This window comes from Chlorogloea sp. CCALA 695, from assembly GCF_003003885.1.
Lineage (GTDB): Bacteria > Cyanobacteriota > Cyanobacteriia > Cyanobacteriales > Chroococcidiopsidaceae > Aliterella.
In genome coordinates this window covers 1-22,501 of record NZ_PVWN01000066.1, presented here as the reverse complement: position 1 = coordinate 22,501, position 22,501 = coordinate 1, and the positions used below count along the sequence as shown (strand labels likewise).

Annotated in this window: 34 protein-coding genes; 21 read left to right on the top strand and 13 right to left on the bottom strand. The window is 43.7% G+C overall.

What is annotated here, in order from left to right:
- The 5 genes from C7B70_RS26550 to C7B70_RS21655 all read left to right on the top strand — a co-directional run.
- Positions 1–496, top strand: a 496-nt coding sequence (locus C7B70_RS26550) for a hypothetical protein (RefSeq protein ID WP_158260554.1), incomplete at its 5' end; no start/stop codon positions are given.
- Positions 493–684 (top strand): hypothetical protein, encoded by a 192-nt coding sequence (locus C7B70_RS21670; RefSeq protein ID WP_106371033.1) that lies wholly within the window; start codon positions 493–495, stop codon positions 682–684. The genes C7B70_RS26550 and C7B70_RS21670, both read left to right, overlap by 4 nt.
- A gap of 11 nt (positions 685–695) precedes the next feature.
- The gene (locus tag C7B70_RS21665) at positions 696–1,256 is read left to right on the top strand and encodes a hypothetical protein (protein ID WP_106371032.1); all 561 of its coding nucleotides are present in this window, start codon (positions 696–698) and stop codon (positions 1,254–1,256) included.
- Between the two features lie 27 nt (positions 1,257–1,283).
- A complete protein-coding gene (locus tag C7B70_RS21660; protein ID WP_106371031.1) occupies positions 1,284–1,757 on the top strand; it encodes a helix-turn-helix domain-containing protein in 474 nt (157 codons plus the stop codon).
- Positions 1,729–3,150, top strand: coding sequence for a hypothetical protein (locus C7B70_RS21655; RefSeq protein ID WP_199192435.1), 1,422 nt, complete (start codon positions 1,729–1,731; stop codon positions 3,148–3,150). The genes C7B70_RS21660 and C7B70_RS21655 overlap by 29 nt, the downstream gene beginning before the upstream one ends.
- 345 nt (positions 3,151–3,495) lie before the next feature.
- Here C7B70_RS21655 and C7B70_RS26545 read toward each other — a convergent pair whose 3' ends face one another.
- From C7B70_RS26545 to C7B70_RS21640, 4 genes are all read right to left on the bottom strand, one after another.
- A complete protein-coding gene (locus C7B70_RS26545; protein ID WP_158260552.1) occupies positions 3,496–3,660 on the bottom strand; it encodes a hypothetical protein in 165 nt (54 codons plus the stop codon).
- Positions 3,661–3,689: 29 nt separating this feature from the next.
- Complete coding sequence (locus C7B70_RS21650; protein ID WP_106371030.1) at positions 3,690–4,340, bottom strand: hypothetical protein; 651 nt, start codon at positions 4,338–4,340, stop codon at positions 3,690–3,692.
- Positions 4,340–4,831, bottom strand: a complete 492-nt coding sequence (locus tag C7B70_RS21645) for a hypothetical protein (RefSeq protein WP_106371029.1) — start codon at positions 4,829–4,831, stop codon at positions 4,340–4,342. Before C7B70_RS21645 ends, C7B70_RS21650 begins: the two co-directional genes overlap by 1 nt.
- 108 nt (positions 4,832–4,939) lie before the next feature.
- Complete coding sequence (locus C7B70_RS21640; protein ID WP_106371028.1) at positions 4,940–5,491, bottom strand: site-specific integrase; 552 nt, start codon at positions 5,489–5,491, stop codon at positions 4,940–4,942.
- A 263-nt stretch (positions 5,492–5,754) separates the two neighbouring features.
- Here C7B70_RS21640 and C7B70_RS21635 point away from each other — a divergent pair, with 263 nt between their 5' ends.
- Together C7B70_RS21635 and C7B70_RS21630 are read left to right on the top strand one after the other, a co-directional pair.
- Positions 5,755–5,976 (top strand): hypothetical protein, encoded by a 222-nt coding sequence (locus C7B70_RS21635; protein WP_106371027.1) that lies wholly within the window; start codon positions 5,755–5,757, stop codon positions 5,974–5,976.
- A 9-nt stretch (positions 5,977–5,985) separates the two neighbouring features.
- Positions 5,986–6,498, top strand: coding sequence for a hypothetical protein (locus C7B70_RS21630; protein ID WP_106371026.1), 513 nt, complete (start codon positions 5,986–5,988; stop codon positions 6,496–6,498).
- Between the two features lie 40 nt (positions 6,499–6,538).
- On the opposite strand, the gene C7B70_RS21625 is transcribed toward C7B70_RS21630, so the two are convergent.
- Positions 6,539–6,853 (bottom strand): hypothetical protein, encoded by a 315-nt coding sequence (locus tag C7B70_RS21625; protein ID WP_106371025.1) that lies wholly within the window; start codon positions 6,851–6,853, stop codon positions 6,539–6,541.
- A 755-nt stretch (positions 6,854–7,608) separates the two neighbouring features.
- On the opposite strand from C7B70_RS21625, the gene C7B70_RS21620 reads away from it, so the two are divergent.
- Positions 7,609–7,893, top strand: a complete 285-nt coding sequence (locus C7B70_RS21620) for a hypothetical protein (protein WP_233221049.1) — start codon at positions 7,609–7,611, stop codon at positions 7,891–7,893.
- Positions 7,894–7,996: 103 nt separating this feature from the next.
- On the opposite strand, the gene C7B70_RS21615 is transcribed toward C7B70_RS21620, so the two are convergent.
- Positions 7,997–8,188, bottom strand: a complete 192-nt coding sequence (locus tag C7B70_RS21615; RefSeq protein ID WP_106371023.1) for a hypothetical protein — start codon at positions 8,186–8,188, stop codon at positions 7,997–7,999.
- A 65-nt stretch (positions 8,189–8,253) separates the two neighbouring features.
- On the opposite strand from C7B70_RS21615, the gene C7B70_RS26105 reads away from it, so the two are divergent.
- Positions 8,254–8,478 carry a hypothetical protein gene (locus C7B70_RS26105; protein WP_146134129.1) on the top strand — a complete coding sequence of 75 codons (225 nt, stop codon included), beginning with the start codon at positions 8,254–8,256 and terminating at the stop codon, positions 8,476–8,478.
- Between the two features lie 365 nt (positions 8,479–8,843).
- Here C7B70_RS26105 and C7B70_RS26540 read toward each other — a convergent pair whose 3' ends face one another.
- The 4 genes from C7B70_RS26540 to C7B70_RS21600 form a co-directional block, all read right to left on the bottom strand.
- Positions 8,844–9,008: a hypothetical protein gene (locus C7B70_RS26540; protein ID WP_158260550.1), complete on the bottom strand. Its 165-nt coding sequence runs from the start codon at positions 9,006–9,008 to the stop codon at positions 8,844–8,846.
- A gap of 26 nt (positions 9,009–9,034) precedes the next feature.
- A complete protein-coding gene (locus tag C7B70_RS21610) occupies positions 9,035–9,844 on the bottom strand; it encodes a ParB/RepB/Spo0J family partition protein (RefSeq protein ID WP_106371022.1) in 810 nt (269 codons plus the stop codon).
- A complete protein-coding gene (locus C7B70_RS21605) occupies positions 9,837–10,586 on the bottom strand; it encodes a ParA family protein (protein ID WP_106371021.1) in 750 nt (249 codons plus the stop codon). Before C7B70_RS21605 ends, C7B70_RS21610 begins: the two co-directional genes overlap by 8 nt.
- Before the next feature lie 79 nt (positions 10,587–10,665).
- The gene (locus C7B70_RS21600) at positions 10,666–11,142 is read right to left on the bottom strand and encodes a hypothetical protein (protein ID WP_106371020.1); all 477 of its coding nucleotides are present in this window, start codon (positions 11,140–11,142) and stop codon (positions 10,666–10,668) included.
- A gap of 183 nt (positions 11,143–11,325) precedes the next feature.
- Here C7B70_RS21600 and C7B70_RS21595 point away from each other — a divergent pair, with 183 nt between their 5' ends.
- Positions 11,326–12,114, top strand: a complete 789-nt coding sequence (locus C7B70_RS21595; protein WP_106371019.1) for a GIY-YIG nuclease family protein — start codon at positions 11,326–11,328, stop codon at positions 12,112–12,114.
- 645 nt (positions 12,115–12,759) lie between these two features.
- Here the strand turns inward: C7B70_RS21595 and C7B70_RS26535 are convergent.
- On the bottom strand, positions 12,760–12,903 hold the full coding sequence (locus tag C7B70_RS26535; RefSeq protein ID WP_158260549.1) for a hypothetical protein: 144 nt from the start codon (positions 12,901–12,903) through the stop codon (positions 12,760–12,762).
- Positions 12,904–13,143: 240 nt separating this feature from the next.
- Here C7B70_RS26535 and C7B70_RS21590 point away from each other — a divergent pair, with 240 nt between their 5' ends.
- The 5 genes from C7B70_RS21590 (at position 13,144) to C7B70_RS26530 (ending at position 15,124) form a co-directional block, all read left to right on the top strand.
- The gene (locus C7B70_RS21590; RefSeq protein WP_233221047.1) at positions 13,144–13,416 is read left to right on the top strand and encodes a helix-turn-helix transcriptional regulator; all 273 of its coding nucleotides are present in this window, start codon (positions 13,144–13,146) and stop codon (positions 13,414–13,416) included.
- Between the two features lies 1 nt (position 13,417).
- Positions 13,418–14,119 (top strand): DUF433 domain-containing protein, encoded by a 702-nt coding sequence (locus tag C7B70_RS21585; protein WP_106371017.1) that lies wholly within the window; start codon positions 13,418–13,420, stop codon positions 14,117–14,119.
- Positions 14,116–14,553 (top strand): hypothetical protein, encoded by a 438-nt coding sequence (locus C7B70_RS21580; protein ID WP_106371016.1) that lies wholly within the window; start codon positions 14,116–14,118, stop codon positions 14,551–14,553. Before C7B70_RS21585 ends, C7B70_RS21580 begins: the two co-directional genes overlap by 4 nt.
- 90 nt (positions 14,554–14,643) lie before the next feature.
- Entirely contained in the window at positions 14,644–14,853 is a 210-nt protein-coding gene (locus C7B70_RS21575; protein WP_199192434.1) for a hypothetical protein, read from the top strand.
- On the top strand, positions 14,801–15,124 hold the full coding sequence (locus tag C7B70_RS26530; RefSeq protein WP_158260548.1) for a hypothetical protein: 324 nt from the start codon (positions 14,801–14,803) through the stop codon (positions 15,122–15,124). The genes C7B70_RS21575 and C7B70_RS26530 overlap by 53 nt, the downstream gene beginning before the upstream one ends.
- 35 nt (positions 15,125–15,159) lie before the next feature.
- Here C7B70_RS26530 and C7B70_RS21565 read toward each other — a convergent pair whose 3' ends face one another.
- Entirely contained in the window at positions 15,160–16,278 is a 1,119-nt protein-coding gene (locus C7B70_RS21565) for a glycosyltransferase family 4 protein (protein ID WP_106371014.1), read from the bottom strand.
- Positions 16,279–16,441: 163 nt separating this feature from the next.
- Positions 16,442–16,645, bottom strand: a complete 204-nt coding sequence (locus C7B70_RS21560; protein ID WP_106371013.1) for a hypothetical protein — start codon at positions 16,643–16,645, stop codon at positions 16,442–16,444.
- A gap of 185 nt (positions 16,646–16,830) precedes the next feature.
- On the opposite strand from C7B70_RS21560, the gene C7B70_RS21555 reads away from it, so the two are divergent.
- The 6 genes from C7B70_RS21555 to C7B70_RS21535 form a co-directional block, all read left to right on the top strand.
- Entirely contained in the window at positions 16,831–17,163 is a 333-nt protein-coding gene (locus C7B70_RS21555) for a hypothetical protein (RefSeq protein ID WP_106371012.1), read from the top strand.
- A 76-nt stretch (positions 17,164–17,239) separates the two neighbouring features.
- Positions 17,240–17,923, top strand: coding sequence for a hypothetical protein (locus tag C7B70_RS21550; RefSeq protein WP_106371011.1), 684 nt, complete (start codon positions 17,240–17,242; stop codon positions 17,921–17,923).
- Between the two features lie 72 nt (positions 17,924–17,995).
- Positions 17,996–19,243, top strand: coding sequence for a hypothetical protein (locus C7B70_RS21545; protein ID WP_106371010.1), 1,248 nt, complete (start codon positions 17,996–17,998; stop codon positions 19,241–19,243).
- A gap of 130 nt (positions 19,244–19,373) precedes the next feature.
- Positions 19,374–19,538 carry a hypothetical protein gene (locus tag C7B70_RS27985; RefSeq protein WP_233221045.1) on the top strand — a complete coding sequence of 55 codons (165 nt, stop codon included), beginning with the start codon at positions 19,374–19,376 and terminating at the stop codon, positions 19,536–19,538.
- 148 nt (positions 19,539–19,686) lie between these two features.
- Complete coding sequence (locus C7B70_RS21540; protein ID WP_106371009.1) at positions 19,687–19,890, top strand: hypothetical protein; 204 nt, start codon at positions 19,687–19,689, stop codon at positions 19,888–19,890.
- The coding region (locus C7B70_RS21535; RefSeq protein ID WP_146134127.1) for an AAA family ATPase at positions 19,890–22,501 on the top strand (2,612 nt) is incomplete at its 3' end. The genes C7B70_RS21540 and C7B70_RS21535, both read left to right, overlap by 1 nt.

The following is a 22,501-nucleotide window of genomic DNA, read 5'->3' as shown; positions in this document are numbered from 1 at the left end:
CTCCGATGCTGACTATATAGCTGAAACTTATATACAACAAGGGTTTCCAATAGTCAGCAAAATAGTCAGCAATTATTCAGCAATTACTCAGCAACCAATAGTAGATATTACCAATGCTGACTATTTAAAAGTAGACACAGCAAGCACTTTAGAGATAGTCAGCAACTCTGAGTCAGAAGTAGGGGGGGGGGAGAGTGAGAGAAGTGCTGAACAATTAAAAACCGCAGAACCTTTGGCAGCGCAAATAACTAAATGTCAATCTTGGTCAGCAGCTTTGGAATTAATAGATGACGCATCGATAGCAACTGGCAAGAACCGAGGCACGGTCTTAAAAAAGTTAATTAAATGTTTTAATCAGCACGATCGCGTCCGCTTTTTGACGCTGCTTAATCTCCACGCCAGTAATAATCCATTGGACGAACGAGCATCAAAAGCACTAGAAATCGCTCAAAAATATACCAGCCCAGAAGTTAGCACTTTGGAGGAGCAGACATGACATCTTCCGAGCAGGCAATACTAAGAGCCGAAGCTGAACGCGGCGATTTAGTTTCTGAGTGCCACGCTCTAATAGTGGCGATCGCTTATAAGCCTTCGTGCCTAAAACTATTGGGCTTGGCGCGAAATCATCTAAAGATGTTGGTTCAGTACAAAGTAAATCGACGAAAACCGCCAATTAAAAAATAGAGGAAAAACAAATGATTGAGATTAAACAAGAAACAGAAACAAGTGCGATCGCAACCTTGGAATCAGAAATTGAGACGCGCCGCACAGATATCGAGCGTTTGCGAGAGGCGATCGCAACCTTGGAAGCTGGCAGAATTAGACCCTTCAATCCTGAAGCAGACTCAGCTTTTACGCTGCTAGTCGAACTCATAGGCGCTGCACCGTCCAATCTAGAACAGCAGCAGGTTTATGATGCAAAGTTACAGGCAGCGCGACTATCGCTAAAGCTGGCTACAGAAATTTGCGAACAAAAGCAGGCTGAACTTAAGCTCTTACAGCAAGAAAACCGACAGGAACAAGCGGACGTGCTACTTCAGGAATTGCTGGTGAAAGCTGGAATGTATAACGCCGCTATCGATGAGTCTTTTAATTTGTTGATAGAAATGAAAATGCTTAATTCCCAAATTACACAATTACGCGGCGATCGCCTCCAAGTTTTTGAAGTAGTGGCAGACTTAAACGAAACCCCATTTTGTCAAATTGGTGGCGATAGAGTCAAAGTGCGAAGAAGATTTGACGTAAAGCGAGAATAGCGCTTGTTAGACTGAACGTGTCGGTTATTGGTCGGTATTTTGTCGGGTAAGCCCCCAAAAATAACAGAAAAACAATTAAGAGCGATCGTTATGCTGGCAGATGGTGTCGCTTACCATGCGATCGCGTCGGTTCTTGGCGTAACTACTCGCACAATCGAGCGCTGGGCAGTCCGTTCTGATATTAGATATTCAGTAGACCAGGCTAAGACGAAAGCGCTAGAGACGGTTGAAGAAGAAGTTTGCGAAAAATACAAACGAGCTATTGAAGGTATGATTCCCTTGGCTTTGACGACCTTGCATAGAACCCTTAAAGATACGTCAGCTAGAAATTCCGATAAACTCCGCGCTGTGCAGATTCTGGGCAAGTGGTATGGATTAGAAAAATCTCCTGTGTTTGTGAAGGCTGAAAATGGGACTGAGCCGCCAGAGGCGTTATTAAAGCAATACTTAGGTGCTATTGGAGGCAAAGAGAATGGTGTCCGCACTTCCAGTAACAATTAGCCAGTTCTCTAGCGACCCCAACTTACTAAACCTCGAACTTTGGGATAAGCAAGCTGAAATTCTAGAGGAGTTTTGGGCTGGAAATTATGCGATCGCAGTCTGGGCATTGGGGCGGCGCAGTGGAAAAACTTTAATGAGTGCGATCGTTGCCACTTACGCCGCGTGTATGTTGGCAGACGAGTACAAGAAGTGCCTAAGACCGGGTGAGCGGTTCTACATTGTGTCAATAGCTAATACAATTGACCAGGCGAAGATTGCGCTTCAGGGCGTGAAAGATTTAATTAATGGCTCCCCTATTCTCAAGCGGTTAATCGTGCGAGAAACCACCGACACCCTGGAATTAAGTAATGGGGCAGTATTTAAGGCATTACCAGCCTCTAGCCGATCAGGTAGGGGTATGGCTTGCCCTTTACTGATTTTTGATGAGCTTGCCCACGCCCTTGATAGCGAGGCAGGTAATGCGGCGGGAAGTAGCCTCTATCAAGCACTTAGTCCTAGTGTGGCTCAGTTTGGGAACCTGGGTAAAATACTGCTTTTAAGTTCCCCCTGGATTCAGTCGGGCATCTTTTGGGATTTATACAAGCAAGCGGCTTCTGGGAACTTTGCTCATATGCAGGTAGTGCAAGCGCCTACTTGGGAAGTTAACCCCACAATTAGCGCCGAATTTCTAGAGCAGGAAAAGTCGCGCGACCCAGAACTATTTTCTATTGAGTATGGGGCGAATTTCAGCCAATCCCTATCTGGTTTTGTAGGCAGTGACTTAGTGGATGCGGCGGTCAACTATGATCGCGGTTCGTTACCACCGCTAAAAAAATTTATTGGGTCGTACTATTTGAGCTTAGACCCTGCCAAAGGAAACCGGGATGCTTACACTGCTTGCATCGTTCATTATGATGAAAGTCGCTTGGTAGTAGATAAATTCCACCAATTTACCCCTAGTTGGGGTGAGAGCAAGAAAGCGCAGGTAAATATCGCTGAAGTCGAAGGCTGGATTCATGAGCAGCATAATCTCTACGAGTTCAAAGAAGTTGTACTTGACCAGTACAACAGTGCTGCCACAATCCAAAGGCTGTCGAACAACGTAAAAATTCGTGAATTGACATGGACGGCTCCTAGTAAGACGGAGGCATTTAGTAAGTTACGAGAGCTATTTAACGCGGGGAATATTGAACTGTACCCTCATCCCAAAGCCAACCAACAGATAAAAAACTTGACTGTAACCTATCGCTCTACAGGGCAATGGAGCGTGAGCGGCGGGACTGGAGCGGCGGTAGACGACTACCCGGCTGCGCTAGCTGGAGCAGTTCTGATTGCTGCTGAAAAATCGAAATTTGACTGGGACGATGTAGTGGTTCTTGGACAACGACGAATCAGCGCAGATATTGATTGGTAGTCATTTTTAGGGGGTAAAAGTAGTCAAGGTACAATTTTCCGCCATGTGTTATCTAAAGATTGGGATTTGGCAGACCCTAGCCCCTACTTTCAGCCATACTATTTGAATCCTTCTAATTTTTTTAGCCTGAAAACCCTGCAACTATCTTTCATCCCTGGGCTGAAGCCAAGAGTTTCAGCATCTTTTTTGTGAAAGCTTGAAAGACTATTTAAAAACAGCTTTGAAGCTCAATTTTTTGTAGCATATAATACCATTTATTAATAGCTAACATTAGCTGTAAATTGCAAACATTAGCTGCAAATTGCTGTAAATTGCTGTAAATTGCAAACATTAGCTGTTATGTTTTCAGTTTTCCCGCAGAAATAGCAATGGATTATAGATAATATTAGCTGTAAATAGCTGCAAATAGCTAACATTAGCTGTAAATTGCCGCTTGCCTATCACCCCATTTTCAGCAGTTTTTTGGGGTTTTTTAGGTTCTACAAGAAATGAGCAATGGGCCCATTTCATCTGCTAATTTTGTCTATAGTTAGCCAAAATTACGCTGTGAGCTTCGCATTATAATCGTGACGTTTAGCAAATTCTTTTAGAGTTTGTCTTGTAATAGCTTTCTTATTAACGCTGACCCATGTGTGATATTCCTTATGAATTGCATCAGTAAGGGGTATCAAATTGCTTGTTTCGTCAACTAAATTTGGTTGTTCAGATTTACCTTCAATATGGTGAATATCACACTTAACCTTACTGTTAAATTCCACATGGCTTAAAGCACATCTTAGGGCGTTACGTTTCACGATAGCTATTGTATTTGTAGCGGATCTTCCTATAACTGCTGCGGCAATTTGATTACTTCTAGCTAGCTCTGGATTATTAGCTAATTCTGCTGTTATGAAAGCTAGAGATGCACGATAACCTAATGATTTAGCGGGATTCTCATCACATAACGACTCAAGTAGTACGTAAACACCTGATGGACGTAAGTATTCACCTTCCTGGTGCGGCTTGATTATTCGATCGTGTGCCTTAACTATGTTGGCTGCTGATTGCCTACTATTTGTCAAAAGGACTCCATGCATTTCTAGAATTGGAAGATAAGCACGACCATTATGGATTTTCATGCTTTTAAATAAGCATTTGAACTTGTTTATTTGCCCACGAGATAAATCTGTTTCAATGGTTATAGATTCCACTACAGATCCATCCCATTGTTAGCCTTCACGTAAATTAGCGCCGATTCGTAAGCGTGGGTTAGATTTCCCATTTGCTCTTTAGTTCCATCATGATCGGGGTGATAGATTTGGCTCAGACGATGGTAGCGTCGCTTTAAAGTGCTGTAGAACGAAGACCAATCATCTTTATCTGCGTCTTCTGGTTCACCTTCCATTACTTCTCTGGATTCAAAGATTTCATTGCCGCCTACGCCACGCTTATAAACCAAATCCATTAGCAAAATGTCTAATTCGTTTTTGGTAGATTTACTTGCCCTAAGCGATTCCAACTGTGTGGTCAGTTCCCTCACCAAAAACTCAAGCTCTATAAGGCGTGTATCTTTGTTAGACTCGACGTTAAGTTTGTCACAAAGCTTTTGCCAACTTTGTGCTTTGACTTTGAAGTAGTCTTTAGCAGTTTTAAAAGTGCTAAAACGCTTTTTTAAATCTTGAATTGTGTATATTTGTGTCATGGAGTTACTCAAAGGGACTTATTTATATCAATCCCCAAAAGTTGACTACGCTAACAGACCGTATGTAAAGAGATGGTGAAATTTGATGAAGAAACCTTGTTGTCCATCTCAAAATCCAATTACAGCAACAGCAATACGTTTTTGTTCTGGCGACACTTCCAGATAACGTTGTAATGTTCCCAAATCGTTATGACCGGATATCTCTTGAATCACCCGCAAGGGAATACCAGCGCTGGACATCATGGTTAGGGCAGTGCGCCTAAAGCTGTGAGTGCTGACACCCTCCAATCCAACCCTCCCGCAAGCAGCTTTGAGAATCTTATCAGCCATGAACCGAGTCAAGGCAAGACTTCGCCCCCGCATACCAGGAAACAACGCCCCAGGTGATGTTGGGTACTCTGCTAACAATTGAGCAAGCCCCGGCTGGATATCTACAACACGGGTTTTGAGCTTGCCCTTTGTGGTAGACTTGCGAAAAGTTAAAGTTCCACCTTTGATATCAGAAGTCTGGAGTGCCAGTGCTTCGGACACACGACAGCCAGTATATAAGCAGATGCCAAACAAAGCGCGATCGCGTGACGAAACAAACCCCTTGACAAACAGTAACTTCAATTCTTCTGGGGTTAAGATTTTCCCTTGCCCGTTTCCTGCTACTTTCATTGGATAATTTTGTCTGATTTTACTAGATTACACGAAATCACCTTTTTGTGGAATAGATAGCTTAAAGTATTGATATCTCGTTGCCATAGCGAACAAGTCAACACCACTTAACTTTTACTTATCAATCAATTGCTACCTATCCCACGACAGCATCAGTGTTTGGGGCATTTTAGATAGTTTCTGCTTATGATATCGCTGCATTCACCGACTACAGCTATAATGGGCTACCCTTGAATTAACGTTGATAGAAGGCGTAGGCAGAGATGGCAGAGTCACCGATGGTCGGGGCGCGGGTTCCCCAGGACTGGCAGCAACAAATTAGCGCTCTAGCCGCTGCCGCGGGTCGCAAAGAAGCTGAGATAGTTCGGGAAGCTTTAGCACAGTATTTAGGGAAGACTGACCCAAAAGCCGTGAAGGGTGCGATCGCCGATCTTCAAGAGCGAGTGATTAATCTTGAGCGGAAATTGGGGCGATTGGCGGGGTAAAATTGATTGATGGAAGATTTAGACTTTCTCTATGAATCTATCTCAAGTTTTTACTGTGGCGACAATCCAGACATTGAGCAATTAATTCTTCAAGCGCTGGCACGATTGCCAAAAGAAGTGCGAGAGTTTGTTTGCGATCGCTGTCGCTTCCTTTCGATTGGTGGTGCAGCCAATGCTGTAGTGCTTAATGGAAGTATGCTGTTTCCGCCTCCACTGCATTTAAGAGAAGGTATCAAATGGGCAATTGAGCAAGGAAAGGTAGAAGAACTTCTATTAAATCCGCAAAAGCTTATCTTGCTCTCCGAGCATATAGTTGATAAATATGAGTGGGAGGACAATCTAAGCCTTATTGCTCATGAAATTGCTCATGCCTATTTAGGACACGACCCTTGCCATTTGGAACCAGAAAGTAATCTGCCAGCTAAACGGGAATTTGAAGCGTGCGATCTAGCACGTCAATGGGGTTTTAACGGTAGGGGTACAGACGGTGAAGCCCGTGCCGCATATTTTATCAACAGTTAAAACCCCAGATAGCACACTTGCGAAGCTGGGGAGAATTGGATTATAAGAAATAATGATGGTCTAAAACCAAATTCGCCTCTTCCAATTCACTTGTGTACTCTATAGTGTGAGCATCATCTGATAGTCTGTATAGAAAATGGATAAGCTCGACCTTATCGAAAATCTTTGCTTTGGACAAGAGTCGGACGTGTCTCTTTACCGTTTCGACATTGACAGAAGCCAACTCTGCAATTTCGGGAGCGGAGAGCCACCTTTTAGGATCTTTGGCTTTCATCTCCTTGACCGCAGCATAGACTCTGGCTATATGTGCCGTAGGAATTAATGGTTGATGCGCTTTTCGTTTTGGCATGGTCATTCACATTTTTGTATATGAACGCCCACAAACCATAACCTAACCTAACTTAAGCACTAAAAAGCGAATTGCGATCGCACGCTACGTGGGCTGTAGTAATCGTGGTCACTGCTCAATTTTTTAGGCATTAGAAACTAATGTATCACGAGTGCGAGCGCGCTCTCTGCAAGAGCGAGTAGTTAGTTTAGAGGGGAGACTGGCGGGACTTGGGCGGTTAGTTGGCTAGAGTGTATTCGTCAGTCGCTCTCTATTAATCAGAAGGGGATATTGTCGCTTTGATTAAAGTGTAATTTTTCCGTTGTGGCACATGATCCGAATAACTGAATATTTTTTGTCATGTAAATTAATCTTTTTTTTGCGGAAAATTCTTGTTGTAATTGTATCAGTAGGTGTGAGAGCAAGGAAGCTTAACTTTCACGATATCTAAATATTCTAGGAGTGGGGGCTTGAGTAGCAACCGAACAATTGTGAACAGTGCAAGTTACTTGGTTTGCTGAACTTCGTAGGGTAGTAGTTCCAGCATTTTTTGCACTTGCACTACATTTATAAACTGAACACTAAGAGCAGTGTTTTACAGTCGGATACTACTTAGACTCCTTACTTAGGAAACCGTTAACTAATAGGAGATGAATATGTCAGACCGTCGTCTTGTTGTCACAATGAATATGCATGGTGTTGATCACGAAACTTTTGGGCGAAACGAGGAAACCCGGCGGACAGAAGTTCGTGAGACGATCTTATCAAATCCAAATCAGGCGATGAATGTTCTTGAGTTCATTCATGGGTGGGGTGGAGAGTGTCGATTAGAGTTGAGACTTACAGGAACATTACTAACCGACAATACTATCCGGGTTCAAGGTAATGCTCTTCTGTTTGAGGGAACATCTGAAGGAACCGGGGATCTGGACGGTCAGCGAGACATTAGCTTCCTCATTCCAAAAGGTGGAGTTGTTGCCCAACATAACTTCCGGGTTAATAACGACGACGAAGGTGACGACTTTGCTGATGTGCAACTTACTTGCACAAATTCTGTTTTTGAATAGCAGCAGTGTTCGGTAAGGAAAGTCAAACGTGAGTGGTTCTCTTGCCAGCCACTATCTGGCAAGAGTTCATGGCAACGTTTACTATACGTTTTGATATACGCTTTTAAGGTGCTTGAACTGGCGGTAAGTTCTGTTTCTTTTGTAATTCCTCAGAGATAACTGCAATCAACTCATCCTGCTGGTTGTTGTCTAGGTATGCCAAATTCTGACCAATAGGTTCAGCTAGGCTTTGTGGAAGTCCCGAAAGTTTCAACAACGCAACAAACGTCTTATGATGTGGCTTGTTATATGCCATTAATTTTGCACTTTATTACTGATATAGTTTTTGTGCTAATTGTAACACCCGCTTATTTGTAAGAATTGACTGACGGAGGTAAACTTAACCCACAGCCGTTAAGGGTGCGATCGCTTCTTCAGAGGATAGGGTCGCTAGTCTTGAGAGGAAATTGGCAACGGCTTAGTTGTGGGGTTGGCAGTAAAGGATTATGCGAATACGACTGGGTGTGGATAGAACTGGTGTCTCAGCAGCAGGTTGGTTGGAGTCGTTGGCTGTTAGTGTGCCGAAAGCTATCTAATCCAACATAACTAGCTTACTTCATGGTATTTGCCCCCAAGGATAAATATTAGAGGAAATAGAAATTTTGGTTGTGTTGTGAAAACTAATGGAAAAACGAGGTTTTTATGAACGAGTTTTATATTTATGTGCTTTATGGCTATAGAATTCCTGAGGGAGTGCACATGGACTATAGTGATTGGCGAGGATGGGCAGGCCTAATTATGGAGCTCGTCTTTCTTGCTTGGTCTATATGGCTGGGGTCTTTAAGTTCACAGAAGAAGAAGTAGGACGATGACTCAAAACTCGAGTAAGGGTCGAAGTAGGGATCAAACCGCCGCTTGAGAGAGGAGGTTTCCCCAATAATTCCTTTTGCAACGTGATCGCACCCCCAGTTTTACTCTTGCACTGGGTAATACTTATCCCCTCGAAGCTCCCAAGCTAGTCCATTTTTGTCTAGCTCCTTGCTCCAAGTGGCAAATACATCCACACCTTTCTTGACTTTCCGCCCTAAAGTTACGTGACTTAGCCCTAGTCGCTCCCCTAATTTTCGAGCTGACAACCTAGAAATTCTAGCCTCCTCTATATTTATTCAGTTTTATCGTGTTTGTCAGCCGTAGACTTCTCCCCCTCGGCAATGGCTTTTTCGATCAAATCTAGTATCTGCGGTAATTTCCTTGCCAACTGTTGCTCTGTCGCTGTGGTTTTTTGAACTTCTGGAATGCTTTGCCACTGCTCTAATGCCTCCTTAGCATGACGCAGAGCAGTTCTTTTGGAAACCTGTCCAAGTTGGACAGGTTTTTCGTCGGTGAGGTAACGACGGACGCTTCTTAAACTCTTGCCCACAATTATTTCTAGGGCTGGTCTGAGTCGTCTTTCCTCCTTGGTAGGACGACCAGGCGTGTCTACATAGCCAGCGATGCGTAACCGTTCTGCCAAAGCCCGAACTTCAGCAGGTGTATAGTCTCGTCGTTTCTCGTTTTCGCTAATCTCAACTTGCAACGCCCGATCTGGGTCAACATCGGCATCGAAAGGCATCATCCGTACTAGCACTAGGTCATCAGGAAAGTGCTGAGTATAAGCTTCAGGGTTGTTGTCCTTGACTACCCCCACAGCTGCTAGCCGATGACCGCCAGCCAACAAGCGGCCTTGGATATCAACGACCAGAGGTTCTAATAGCCCCAACATCGCAATCGATTCCGCTAGTCCGGCGACGTGAACGCTATTTAATTCCCTTGTATCTGTGGACCGAGGTAAGATTTGATTGAGGGGAAGATTAGACCGTTGTGTTCGCTCTTTGTCAGCTTGAGATACGGCCTGTAGGTCCTGAGTGTGCAATCTCTGTGCCGCTAGGTGAGCCGCGTCCCACACATCTGTTTCTTTTCGTTTCCTAGGCATCGCTCGTTCCTGAAAACTGATGATCTTTGATAATCCATTGCGCTATGGTTCCCAGTTCAGAGGCCCCACGACAGCTAGGTGCATAGTTCATGAGTGGTATCTGCTCTGCCGCAGCTAAAGAGAGAGTAGTATCTTGGTGGACGACCATCTGCGGAATGTAGGGATATCTCTTCGCTAGATGGGGAATGGATTGTTTGTCCAGTGAGCGACGGGCATCGATTTGTGATGAGACCAGCGCCCAGCGCCCTGGACCCCGCCAACCCTTTTTCTGGTAAGTTTCCAAGATTTCTAGCACTCTTGAAGCTCCCATTGCGGCAAGTGGGTGAGCATTGGTGATGACTAGGGCTACAGTTGCGGCGGCTAGACCTAGCCGCTCTAGATATTCATTGCCAGGTGGACAGTCAAAGATAACCGCATCATAGTTTAAGCTTTTAACGGCCTCTGCCAACTCTTCTGGATGCAATGACTGAATTCTCTGGGACCCTAATTCAGGTCCGCCAGGGAGGACGTGTAGAGTCGGCGCAGCTTCTAGGGCTGAGGGATTTCCGCCTGTTAAGAGTTCTGCTGTTCCCGGCGCAATCGGGTCAACTCCCAAAACGTAAGCTGCATTCGATTGAGGGTCAAGGTCGATGACTAATACTCGCAGTCCTTGATGCGACAGCACCGATGCCAATCCACAAGCGATCGTGGTCTTGCCCACTCCGCCCTTTCTAGCTGCTACGGCAATACGATGGTGAATCATGGGGGCTATCCTATCATGTCTTTATAAAGAGCGATACCTTGGGGGCTATAAAAAAAGAAACCTTGCGCACTTAGATAAGTTAGACAAATAATTCCGCGCGCGCTACCTTGCCTGCTAAGACATCTGCCAGTTCTGCTAGACGCATGGTATTGTAACGACGAATTTTCAACTGGCTAGCTAATTTCTTGCATCGGCGGATACCGACATTAATTAGCTCCTGTTTGCTGGCAATTGGTGTTCCTTGTGGCTGGAAAGAGTGAAGTCTAGCTTTAGCTAAAGCGATCGCGCACGGAATTTCCTCTGCCCAAATCTCAGTAGGTGACAAGTTCTGTTTAATCCATTCTGTAGTTGCTGGTTGTAGCGGTAACGGTTGCTTGAGCCGCGCAATAGATACTGGTTCCACTCTGTAGTCGCATATACTTCTTTGTTGGCTAGTCGCGGCTTGCCTTTTGACTTTGTTAAGTGCGTTAAGTAACTGACTAACAAAATCAAAAAGCATGATAAAAACAAAAGTGATAAATATAAGTTCAATTAAGGCGGTAAGTAAGTTTTGCATTTTTGCGCTTTCCTTAAGTCTGTAGAGGTCTAGCAAAGTGGGTTGCTTGAAGAGATTGCCTTCCTTTGCCTTGTTCTAACAATGTAACAGCGTTACGTTAAAGATTCAATAGTGTAACGCCTATTTTTTGTAAAGATTGTGTAACAGCGTTACATAGTAAAGTTACAGTGTAGTTGTAACAATTTGACCTTAGATAAAACCGTGCCTAATCCCCAGGGGAACCCGGAATGGAAGCCAAAATATGGCGAAAAGACAAAGGTTGTACGACTGCCAGAAAGTTTGGCAGAGCAAGTAACAGCGTTACTAAAACGAGGAGCAACAACAACTGAAGTCATGCAGCAGTTGGTATCAGTACCGTTGCTACATCGCTCCCAACTACCAGAAGTAGCAGCGATTTACCTGGTTTACCAAGGCGAAGTCTTGCTCTACATTGGTAGAACTGAGAATCTTAAGCAGCAGTGGGTACAGCACCACCGACTAGGACAGTTTGAAGAATGTGAGGATGTAAGAATTGCTTGGTTTCCTGAACGCGAAAACCCACCGCAGTTAGAAGCAACGCTGCTTAATTTATTAGAGCAAGAATTCAGTCTGATAGCTGAAATTAATACTCGTAGTGACGAGTTAGGAGTAGCGCGCGCGGACTTCATTACGAGTGCAATTAAGACAGCTTTAAGTCTGCCATCTCCAGAACAAGAGGTTGCCCCGGACTTGATAAAGGAGTTAAGAGGACAGCTAGTAGAGATAGAGCGTCGTCTATCAGAGCGGATAGCACTTCTTGAGGACGGGCTGTTGGGGTCAGCTTTCGCCAGAACTACGGATAGCGTTACTCTCAGGCAGCAACATAGTACGGCTAACTTGGAAGCGATTAAAAGTCGTGTCCTAGAAAGCTTGAACCTTGGTAAGCAAGCGCCACAGTACAAACGTACTAAAACTTTGCTTGAACGATTTATTGCGGAAATTGAGAAGGCTTAGTTGTAGCGACCCACAATACTAAACGCTCCAGACCACAATAATCACTGTTTTGAGACCAGATTAACTGCAACTAAAAAATGAGCAGAAATTTAAGGAAAGAAAACGAGCGTTTTATTTACTGAGAATGTACAAGTTGCTACGCAGCAGTAAATAGTCATTTTATAGGTCAAACAACTCAGTAATTTTATCTACGGCAATGTATGCAAAGGTAGCAACAAGTTTATTAACTTCTCTGATATACCATTTCCTAGATATGAGTTAGAGACATGGTTTCAAGTAATAAATTTATAGTTGCAAATAATGTGGTCACAAGAGCGATGATTGTGGTCTGGTTGCAAATAATGTGGTCTTAGTTGGAACTAATGTGGTCTCAAGTGCAAGTCTAGTTGCAGCTAATCTGGTCTCAAAATAGCGATGATTGTGGTCTGAAGCATTTAGTATTGTGGGTCGTTACAAGTAGCTTGTCAATTTTCAGTAAATAAAACGCTCGTTTTCTTTCCTTACTACTCTGCCATTTTCTAGTTGCAAATAATCTGGTCTCAAATTTAGTATTGTGGTCTGGTTGCAAATAATGTGGTCTTATTTGGATTTAATTCGGTCTCAACTGACTTTATAGTTGCAGTTAATCTGGTCTCAAAACAGTGATTATTGTGGTCTGAAGCGTTTAGTATTGTGGGTCGCTACAGCTAAGTCACGTAACCGCATCGCTTCATCTTGCCAATGGTTCACAAACTTGGTAGGTACTTCAACTAACTCTAAACCTTCTCTTTGAAAGCGCTCCTTTGTCATACTGCCTCCGCGTGATTCCACGAAGGCGCTTTTGATAATACTTGTGACATGATAGATTCAAATCTTTAAATAGGTTTTCGTTAGAGAGGCGCTTCAGATTGGTAGTCGGGGCGCTTTCTCTATAACCATTATATCACTACTTCCGATACATAATTAATGTTTGTACTGTGTTTGTATTCACTTATATAGACATATAAACTAGATTAGGTGAGATAATGTACTTTAGGAGGTATGAAGAGAGTGAAAAGCAAACTAGCTGTTCTGATGGCAGAACGAGACCCTCGAATGAGTCAGCGGGCGCTGGCTGAAAAATCTGGGGTCAGTACAATGGCGGTCAATCGGCTGTATAACAATGATTTCAAGCGAGTAGACACCGAGACGCTAGAGAAACTATGTGCATTCTTAGAGTGTGATCTATCGGACTTACTAGTATTGAAAGCGGAGCAAATTAGCAACAATAAATCTGGGCGATCGCCAGATGAGCGAGATCGCGCCCGACGGTGGGAGACATAACATGACTGAACTTTACGGAGAAAATAATCCTAGAGATATTCCGACCTACTCCATTAGCGATGCTGTCCGCTATTTACGCATTCCAGCAGGCACAATTCGCTCTTGGACAATTGGACGGCACTATCCGATCACAAACGGTTTTAACTTTTTCCAGCCCCTTATCCCAATTCCTAATCTCAAACCGCGACTTCTCTCATTTACCAACCTAATTGAAGTTCATGTTTTAAGAGCAATTCGCAAGCATCACCACATTGAAATAGACAAGGTACGGATTGCTCTCGACTTTATCGAGGAACACCTTCAAGTATCTCACCCCTTAGCGAATGAGCGCTTTCGTACTAATGGTGTTGACCTCTTCATTGAGCGATACGGCTCTCTCGTTAATGCCTCTAGACGTGGGCAAACGGAAATGAAAGATTCGTTTAATGCTCATCTTGAAAGGATTGAACCCGATGATACTGGGCTTGCAATTAAACTTTATCCTTTTACTCGCTCTCATGAGGAAGATAATCCTCGCATTGTCGTTATTGATCCCCGAATTGCTTTTGGTCGCCTTGTCATTGCTGGAACAGGAATTGCTACCCGCGTTTTGGCAGAACGATATCAAGCAGGTGAATCAATTGACGATCTTGCTTACGACTATGACTGCGAACGCCTCAAAATTGAAGAAGCCATTCGGTGTGAACTACCCTCTGTTGCATGATTCAACCCCAGTCAGTTACCTTTTTCGTAGATCGATGTTTAGGTAGCAAATGCATTGTAGAAACGCTTCAAAGAGCAGGCATCAACATCGAAATTCATGACAAACACTTTGATAAAGGTGCTCAAGATGTAGATTGGCTACCAGAGGTCGGAAAAAGAGGCTGGGTTGTTCTGACTAAAGATGCCAACATTGGTAAACATACTTTAGAAAGAATTGCTGTTACCCGTGCAAACATTAAAATGTTTGCACTCGCTTCTCAAAATCTATCAGGAGGAGATATGGCTGCAATCTTTCTGAAAGCAATTGTTTCGATGCAAGAATTTGTCCGCGAACATCCTGCTCCCTTCATCGCCAAAATCTATCGGGATGGAAAGGTTTCTATGTGGAAAGACAACCAAATGCTATTAGAAGAATTGAAGCGATATTTAAGTTAGCAACGTACTGTTGCAACATATAATATTTGCCCGTCAGACTTTGCACCAACAAATCCTAAAATTAAACTCTCACCTATATATACGGACAGAATGACAGAAGTAAAATCAGAAATCACGCTTAAATTCAACGAACTCCCCGAAGCAACGAGCGCACCTAACAAGAAAGTCGAGCTTTTACTAACTGACCAAAATGGAGTTATCTTCACTGCTTTAATTAATGCTAAAAGCTGGCGTAAAGCTGAAGCTGATGCCACAGCTTTTAGTGATTGGGGTGGATATAGCCAATTTAGAGACAGATAATTACATTCTTGTCAATCAATCTGAGTTAGCTACTGAAATAGGTCTGCGACAACCACATTTTAATCGAGCAATAAAAAAACTTGTGGCTGAAGAAATTCTTATTGAGGGAGCAAAGCTTGGTAAAAGTAAAAGCTATCGTTTGAATGCTTACTATGGATGGAAAGGAAGTGCAGAGAATCATGTTAAAGCATTAGAATCAGATCCAATTCCATTAAAGGATCGCATGAAGCAATCAGGTATTGAATCAGTAATTGACGGCGGTAAGAAATAAATTAAGTTTCCAATCAGATCAATTACTCCCGGTCTTTATGGTGCAGTCGATTTCAATAAGATCTGCTCAACCCCTTCAATTGTTTTTTCCAAACTGAAGTTGTTGACTACGTGCTCTCGACAGCGTTCCCCTAAATCTGGAGTCTTATCACGCCAATGAATTAACTGCTGTAGGGCACGTAAAAGATCCTGCTCATGATTCGGCTCAAATAGCCAGTCTTCAAATTCCCCGGTGAGGATTTCCGGAATGCCCCCAACTCTACTGCCAATCATCGGTGTACCCGATGCCATCGCTTCAATCACTACTCTGCCAAACGCTTCCAGCCAAATACTGGGTAATACAACCACATCACTAGCGTGGTAAAGAGCTTTAGTATTGGAAATATGACCTAGAAAATGAACGTAGTCTGCAACACCTAATTCTTGGGCAAGCTGCTCTAGCGATTCTCTATACTCTTCGCCCGAGAGCAGAGACTTTCCGGCAATTAGTAGATGAGCATTTGTACCTGTTTGCTGTAAAAGAGCAAAGCTCTTGATTAAAATTTCAATGCCCTTCACCCGTTCTAAGCGACCTACGTAGGAAACAACTTTTACATGTTCAGGAATGTTCCAGTCTTCTCGGAGTGTTGCAGAGCTATCTACAGACTTAAAGCTGGCTGGATTAACGCCGTTATAAACTACGTCGATGAGATCGCCAGGAATAGATAGGCGATCACTCCAATCAGCTTTAACAGCTTCTGAGATCGCAATGTAACGACTGATTCCTGATAATGTCAGTGACTGTTTTATTCGCTTGAGGAAACTACTCTCCGTAGAAGCGTGAAGACGGAGGTGACAGACAAGCGGAATGCCTTGCAGTCGAGAAAGAATCCGCCCAAAAAAGAAATTATTGTACTGGTTACTGTAGATAACGCTGCTTTGAGTACTTGCAACCCTGCAGATATCGCTCAAAAATCTAACATTAAACTTGTAGCTAGTGATTTTGATTAACTCAGTACAAAACTGCTGGTACTTTTCAAGCTGGTCACCTCCTTCTTCATAAACGAGAGTAATTTGATGCCCACGGTTAGCTAGAGCTTGGTAGACATCAAGGAGGCTGTGTTCTAAACCTCCGCGCTTACTCGACAAATAACTAGCTAGGGCGACAATATGCATGGTGCTTTGATTATTTGAGATGGGTTTATCAATTTAGTCTAAAACTGCTTTAAGATCGCCTGAGTGAAATTACTAAAAACTCACTACAGTACACCGATAAAAGTAATAACCCACTTTCAACAAGCTGTTTTTACTCCTCAAATTCTATTGCTTCCCTGCTGCTTTAAGCAGACATATCCTGCTGCTGTTCTCGCTCTAGCTTCTCTGCAATCGCTTCCCTAATCCAAGCAGCTAAGTCATCCCCAGCTAATTCTCGCACTGTAGCATCCATATCAATTGGCAATCTTACACCCATAACTTTTCTTGCCAATGGTGTTGAGTTAGGCGATTTAAACTTGCCTCGATCGTCGTGATGTATCTGCTTCATACACAAATTCTAGCATTTTTGTTAACACGGTCAACACCGCCACTCACTCAAAAAATACATAAGAGCAAAAAGCTTGCTATTGTCGTGTTAACACGGTATACTAATAGTAGATAAGTTTAAAAGGCGATCGCCCACCATCCAAAGTTAGCGATCGCCCGTACCCAAAATCATCAGGTAAACAGATAATGACATATTGCATAGATAGAGATCAAGACCAAAGATTAGAATCCTACGAAGCTATTGAGGCTATCTACTTAGAAGGCATCAGCGACGCGGCGGACGGTCGGCTTCCTGCAATGCCAGACGTGATTTACCTTCAAGGGTTTTGTGAAGGAATGCGCCAGCTAAGAATGCAAGTTCGATTAGCCCCACAACCCGTAGCAACAGAAATTAAAGAATATCCCCTCTTGTGTGGACAGTGCCAATACTTGAATAATGGCAAGTGTGCGATTAAAGCAACTGCTAGAAGCAGCACTAATTACGCTTGCGATCGCGTAGTAATTGATTCACCTTTCTAATAATAAGCAGCCTATATAATTGATAGTAAAATATTAATTATATAGGCTATTAATACTACTGAAAATAAGAATAGATATGAACGAACAACTTTTAGAACGGATAGCGAGCGCTCTTGAAAATCTCAAAGAAAAACCTACTTTATCCTTAGGTTTTTGCACTCCACCAAGCAGCCAATATATTTTTGTAGGCAACGAACCAGAACAAGGATTGTGGTATTTTTTGAGTGAAGATTCTAAGAAAAACTATATACCTCAAAAGGCTTTAACTGGAACAATTAAAAAGTTAGAAGTTGTCCATCGTGAATATAAAAATCAAGAGCTTGTCAAGTTAGACATTACAATTGAAAGCGATCGCATCTATGTAGTTCGCACTGGTTTCGGTACGGTATTTTGCAAAGGATTATTACTAGCTTTAAATACTTTGAACTCTTTGGATAAACCTTTAATTATTGCCGTAGCGCCAGGGGAAGAAACGGTAGTATTTGCGCGAGTGTACGACGCAGCGACCAAAAAGCCAATTATGACAGAGTGGCAGAGCGAGGCGGACTTTGCAGCTATATTGCACCGCTTGCAGGGAATGCTGGCTATTTGGAGAAATTGGAAATCTCCCGCCGATGCAATCGCTTGGGCTGTTACTCAATTACCCGATGTGCCTCGTGATGTTTTGGAGGCAGAGTTTGAGGAATTAGAGACGACTAATGGGAAGAAAGCCGACCGATGGGTAGCAAGAGTGGAGGATTTGAAAGTAGAAGTATTTTAGTGCAGGAGAAAAACGTGCGATCGCATCAGGAACGTGCGATCGCATAACTATAAATTCACAATTGAGGTTTAGATGGGTGAAGCGAAGCGCCGTAAACAGAAAGATTCAAGCTACGGCAAGATTGATGGAAAAATTACTACTCTTTATCCAAAGGACAACACGATTGATATCTACGACGACCCAAATATTTTAGTGGGGTCGTCTGGCGAAGTAGTAAGTGGTTCCTATGAACCCACTGAAGCAGAAGTTGTTAACCTATCCGGCAAGATCCGGCGGCAAATCAAAGAATCCGATCAAGGTTGGCAAATTTGGCACGAAGGCGCAGGGCTGCCCACGCTAATGCTTCTTAATCCGCCGGGGCGTTTTCCACCTGTGATTACTCATTCTTTCTCTGACCGTAAATATCACTGGGAGCTAGACGAAAATTCTTTGCAGTGGAGCTTTACGCCTTCAGTTCCTAATATTCAAGTTGAAGGTACTCCACCCGAAGAATGGGATGCTACCCAAATTATTAATGAGATGCGTCACTGGCCTACCATCCAAACTACACACGGAAAAGGTGATGACTTTAAAGAGCTTCTAGCCCGGATACGAGGACATTATCACGGTCTTAGCCTTTGGCAGGAGTTTCGAGTATTAAGGCGGGGGGATTTGGAATCTGTGGTGCTGTATACGCCGCTTGAAACTATGCTCCCTTTTGCTGACTTCGATAAAGCGCTCCTAGCCTTCACGGATATGCTCTGGGAGAGGAAAGTACCAATAGCGCTGAGAGCTACTTCCCGCGAACACTTGTGGTTTTGCGCCGCCTATTCTTTAATGCTGTCCAAGAAAATAGATTGCGGTCTAAATTCGCGTGAAGTCTTACGAGGGCAAGATCCTCTGCGTGACGCTCTAGTTTCGCACCGAGACAGTACAAAAGACTTGGTTTACCATGACCTTGCTGATATGATTGCGCGCCGCCGAAAGGCTTTGACACTAATTAAGAAAAGTCAAAAAGGAAAGCAAGTTCTAAAAACTGAATCAGATTTAAAGTTACTCAGTTTTGAAACCCTGCAAGCCCAAAACTGCGATTGGCGAGAATGGATTGTCTGGCTGCTCGTTGATGAAGCAATTAAATACGCCTGGGCTGAGGACGACGAAAACTTAATCCACTATTGCCGTGAATTTTTAACTAACTACTCTCATTACAACCGAACTATCAACGGAAAGGAGAAGGATGAGCATAAACATGCCGATAGCTCAACTTACGTCTGTACCTACCTCAACCAAAATCAAAAGTTGAGAATTTCTGAGCAACATCGAAGAAATCTTCAAATGTAAAGAAATGTCACAAATCGCTAAAACTTCCCCGAATCGAAAATGGGACTTTTCAGACATGATTCAATTAAAAAGTAAGTTGCGCTGAAATCAAGTCGGTGTCTACATTCTACCAGCACTTTTATCGATCGCTATGCCAAATTTCCTAGTCCAAACCCCATCTATTGACAATCGCGTTGCCGAAGTCGCTTTAGCTCCACCGCAGGGATTTACCCCTGCGGAACCTCGTTCAGTACGCCGCGCAAAAGCTAGGGATGCTGCGAAAAGTGTCAAAAAAACAAACCCCTCAGCAGCTTAAGGAAGCTTACTGAGGGGTTCGCTTTTTTATCGTTGTCCAAGTCCACCCTGAGTAGTCGAACTTTTGGCGAGGGAAACTGCTCAGGAGACATTACGAAACATAAAAACGCCCACTGAGGCTAAGAACTTACAGTAGGCATTTATATAGTATGAAATTTTTTCATTTCAATTCTACCTCAGTAGAGCGCCCTATCTACTGCCTGACCTCTGTAATTGAAGCGCTGAGGAGCTTTCAGAATTTTAACCCCAATATTAGAGCAGCCGCGATCGCTCTCCATGCACAAGAACTGGGCATCAACAGCCTGCACTACTACGCGATAGCGCATCTAGCAGGCTTGGGAGGTATTAACTAATGTACGCAACTACTCACAGCCCACAACCTCTAAAAATTGACCAGAACCAAGCTCGGCAACACTTGGAATATTTAGGTTATGAGAGCAATAATGTCTACTTACGGTTTTTCTACCACTCTAACGATCCGCGAAAAAATAACGATAAAGGACGCAAATGCGATCGCCTTGATTGGGAGCAAATAGAACGTTATCAGACCGATGGGCGCGGCGTGTATGTCGTTGTTAATGGCGCTCTTGGGGGTCATGAAGATAAAGACATTACTTCGGGCGCTGCTATCTTCTGCGAGTGGGACGACAGACCAATTGAAGACCAGTTATTGCACTGGGAAACCGTAGGGTTTTTAGAGCCAACTTTCACTATATATAGTGGCGACAAGTCAGCACAGCCTTACTGGGTGCTTGACAAGCCCCTAGAAGACTTGGAGCAATGGCGAACGCTGCAACAGTTACTTATTAAAGTGATGAAAGCTGACCCAGCTAATAAAAATCCATCCCGTGTTTTTCGTCTCGCTGGGGGTTGGCACGTCAAGCCAGGGCGCGAACCAAAAAGAACGCAGATAGTGCAAGAATCTGGGCAGAAATATTCTTATCAGGAATTAAAAGATAAGTTGACAGCTTTAGCAGTGCCAGAGTCAGAGTCAGCAATGCCTCTATTAGAAAACTGCAAACCTAGAACACCAGAAAGCAGATTCCTTGCTTCTACGACGCGCTACGAAGATATTAGTTTACCCGTACCGCAAGCTGTACCCATAGAAGTTTGTTTAGCTAAAGAATCTCGTAATTTGCTGCAATCAGGTCAGGCGAATGGTTCGCGAAACCAGTCAGGGGCGGCTCTAGCACGCGATTTAATTGGCACTGCTAATTATTTACGGAGCATAGGTCAAGATTTTGATGGCGATGAGTGGCAGTTGTTCACTGATTACTGCCATCGTTGCCCACCAGGGGGGGGCTGGAACGAGAGTGAATGGCTGATGGTCTGGAAGTCTGCCCAAAGCGATAACCCGTCGCCTAGTTGCAGAGCAGAAGGTGTTGAAACTTGCGTAAAAGCTTGGTACTGGAATAATCACGTTAAACAAACTCGTACGGGATGCGATAGCGCTAGCGCGCGTTCTGGGCTTCGCAGTCTTACTTCTACTTTAAATAGCGGTAATGTTGTAATGATGCGCGCTAAAACTTCAACTCTGGAAGCCGCCGTTGACCAGGCAAGAGTTGTCTTACAAACCAAGCATACTGAATTAACGGAAAATATTGAGTTAGAGAAGGTACGCCAAACTTGCGGTATGTCTGGCTACGATTGGGAGCGAAAAATTATCAAGCCTCTCAAGAAAGAATTGGACGGTGATCGCTTTCGGCTTGATTTACTCAACCTGTTAGCAATTGACGATGAAGTCGAGCGCATTCGTCAGCAAGCAATACTTGCGCCTAAATATCAAATGTCAACTAGCACTCTCGAACGAGCGTTACAGTTGATTAAACAGCGAACTACTACGCCAACCCCACAATGGTTTGACTTGGATACTTTCTTTGACCAAGAGAGCCAGGGGCTAAAGTGGACAATTACAGAACTACTACCCGTAGGTGAAACTGTCATCCTAGCAGGTCCGCCAAAAAGCGGTAAAACTTTACTTGCCATTGATTGTGCCTTTGCTGTGGCTACGGGGGAAAGTTCCTTTTTAAAGGAAGCTGTAACCCAAGGTCGAGTTTTAATTGTGTCCGTAGATGAGTCTGCCCACTCTACTAAGGCGAAATTAATTAAACGCGGTTTCCGTCGCAGCGATGCCAGTAATGTTCAAGTGATGACGAGCTTTGATGTTCGTCAAATAAAAGCTTTAGAGGAGCGCCTGGAAGTCTTCAGACCAACCTTAGTTGTTATTGACAGTTTAAAACGCATCACTCACGGTCAGCAGATTAGTGAGAATTCGGCAGAGTTTGCCGATAATATCTACACCATTAAGGAACTGCTGACCAAATATGGCACGTCTGGCATCCTAATTCACCACACCAGCAAAAATCAAGAGGCGTTGGGGGTTGATAAGATTCGTGGTTCTAGTGCGATTTCTGGTGCTGTTTGGGGAACATGGCAGTTAGACCACATTCCTAAGCCAGACCCCAACAACAAAAAGAGGCTAATCATCGATCCAAAAGACCCGAAGCGTATTTTATCAGTCTTCTCTCGTGATGCTGAAGGGCAACAATTACGAATTGAGCTAGACCTTGAGGATCATAGTTGGGTTAATCAGGGCGGTGTTGGCGACTCTGAGGAATGGTTAGAGGAGCGCCGCACCCTTAAAGTTCGGATTATTGACGCGCTGACTCGTAATGCTCATAAACCAGGGTGTAGCGGGCGGGAAATTATTGAGCTAATGGGGATGACACCAACTGAGGGACGGAGCGTCTACTCGGAATTAAACAGAATGATATCTAAGCGCTTGATTAACTGTCATCCAGCACCGGGAGATAAACGTTACAACATCTACTCACTTCCCAAGGAATCTGTGTCTCCTGACTGCCAAAGTCTTTTTGATAGTAGGGCGGATATTAGTAATGTTGATTCATTATTGCTGACTAATAATCCACACACCCCCCCCCTCCCCCCCAGGTTGCGTCTCCG

Excerpts from the sequence above, each read along its gene's own strand:
- C7B70_RS21620 (WP_233221049.1), top strand. The coding sequence starts at position 7,609 with ATGAATGTTCTTGAGTTCATTCATGGGTGGGGTGGAGAGTGTCGATTA.
- C7B70_RS21630 (WP_106371026.1), top strand. The coding sequence starts at position 5,986 with ATGGAAGATTTAGACTTTCTCTATGAATCTATCTCAAGTTTTTACTGT.
- C7B70_RS21575 (WP_199192434.1), top strand. The coding sequence starts at position 14,644 with ATGACAGAAGTAAAATCAGAAATCACGCTTAAATTCAACGAACTCCCC.
- C7B70_RS21605 (WP_106371021.1), bottom strand. The coding sequence starts at position 10,586 with ATGATTCACCATCGTATTGCCGTAGCAGCTAGAAAGGGCGGAGTGGGC.
- C7B70_RS27985 (WP_233221045.1), top strand. The coding sequence starts at position 19,374 with ATGCCAAATTTCCTAGTCCAAACCCCATCTATTGACAATCGCGTTGCC.
- C7B70_RS21655 (WP_199192435.1), top strand. The coding sequence starts at position 1,729 with ATGGTGTCCGCACTTCCAGTAACAATTAGCCAGTTCTCTAGCGACCCC.
- C7B70_RS26530 (WP_158260548.1), top strand. The coding sequence starts at position 14,801 with ATGCCACAGCTTTTAGTGATTGGGGTGGATATAGCCAATTTAGAGACA.
- C7B70_RS21600 (WP_106371020.1), bottom strand. The coding sequence starts at position 11,142 with ATGCAAAACTTACTTACCGCCTTAATTGAACTTATATTTATCACTTTT.
- C7B70_RS26535 (WP_158260549.1), bottom strand. The coding sequence starts at position 12,903 with ATGACAAAGGAGCGCTTTCAAAGAGAAGGTTTAGAGTTAGTTGAAGTA.
- C7B70_RS21615 (WP_106371023.1), bottom strand. The coding sequence starts at position 8,188 with ATGGCATATAACAAGCCACATCATAAGACGTTTGTTGCGTTGTTGAAA.
- C7B70_RS21635 (WP_106371027.1), top strand. The coding sequence starts at position 5,755 with ATGGCAGAGTCACCGATGGTCGGGGCGCGGGTTCCCCAGGACTGGCAG.
- C7B70_RS21540 (WP_106371009.1), top strand. The coding sequence starts at position 19,687 with ATGAAATTTTTTCATTTCAATTCTACCTCAGTAGAGCGCCCTATCTAC.
- C7B70_RS26545 (WP_158260552.1), bottom strand. The coding sequence starts at position 3,660 with ATGAAATGGGCCCATTGCTCATTTCTTGTAGAACCTAAAAAACCCCAA.
- C7B70_RS21560 (WP_106371013.1), bottom strand. The coding sequence starts at position 16,645 with ATGAAGCAGATACATCACGACGATCGAGGCAAGTTTAAATCGCCTAAC.
- C7B70_RS21665 (WP_106371032.1), top strand. The coding sequence starts at position 696 with ATGATTGAGATTAAACAAGAAACAGAAACAAGTGCGATCGCAACCTTG.
- C7B70_RS21585 (WP_106371017.1), top strand. The coding sequence starts at position 13,418 with ATGACTGAACTTTACGGAGAAAATAATCCTAGAGATATTCCGACCTAC.
- C7B70_RS21610 (WP_106371022.1), bottom strand. The coding sequence starts at position 9,844 with ATGCCTAGGAAACGAAAAGAAACAGATGTGTGGGACGCGGCTCACCTA.
- C7B70_RS21565 (WP_106371014.1), bottom strand. The coding sequence starts at position 16,278 with ATGCATATTGTCGCCCTAGCTAGTTATTTGTCGAGTAAGCGCGGAGGT.
- C7B70_RS21550 (WP_106371011.1), top strand. The coding sequence starts at position 17,240 with ATGAACGAACAACTTTTAGAACGGATAGCGAGCGCTCTTGAAAATCTC.
- C7B70_RS21640 (WP_106371028.1), bottom strand. The coding sequence starts at position 5,491 with ATGAAAGTAGCAGGAAACGGGCAAGGGAAAATCTTAACCCCAGAAGAA.
- C7B70_RS21645 (WP_106371029.1), bottom strand. The coding sequence starts at position 4,831 with ATGACACAAATATACACAATTCAAGATTTAAAAAAGCGTTTTAGCACT.
- C7B70_RS21580 (WP_106371016.1), top strand. The coding sequence starts at position 14,116 with ATGATTCAACCCCAGTCAGTTACCTTTTTCGTAGATCGATGTTTAGGT.
- C7B70_RS21545 (WP_106371010.1), top strand. The coding sequence starts at position 17,996 with ATGGGTGAAGCGAAGCGCCGTAAACAGAAAGATTCAAGCTACGGCAAG.
- C7B70_RS21625 (WP_106371025.1), bottom strand. The coding sequence starts at position 6,853 with ATGACCATGCCAAAACGAAAAGCGCATCAACCATTAATTCCTACGGCA.
- C7B70_RS21670 (WP_106371033.1), top strand. The coding sequence starts at position 493 with ATGACATCTTCCGAGCAGGCAATACTAAGAGCCGAAGCTGAACGCGGC.
- C7B70_RS21555 (WP_106371012.1), top strand. The coding sequence starts at position 16,831 with ATGACATATTGCATAGATAGAGATCAAGACCAAAGATTAGAATCCTAC.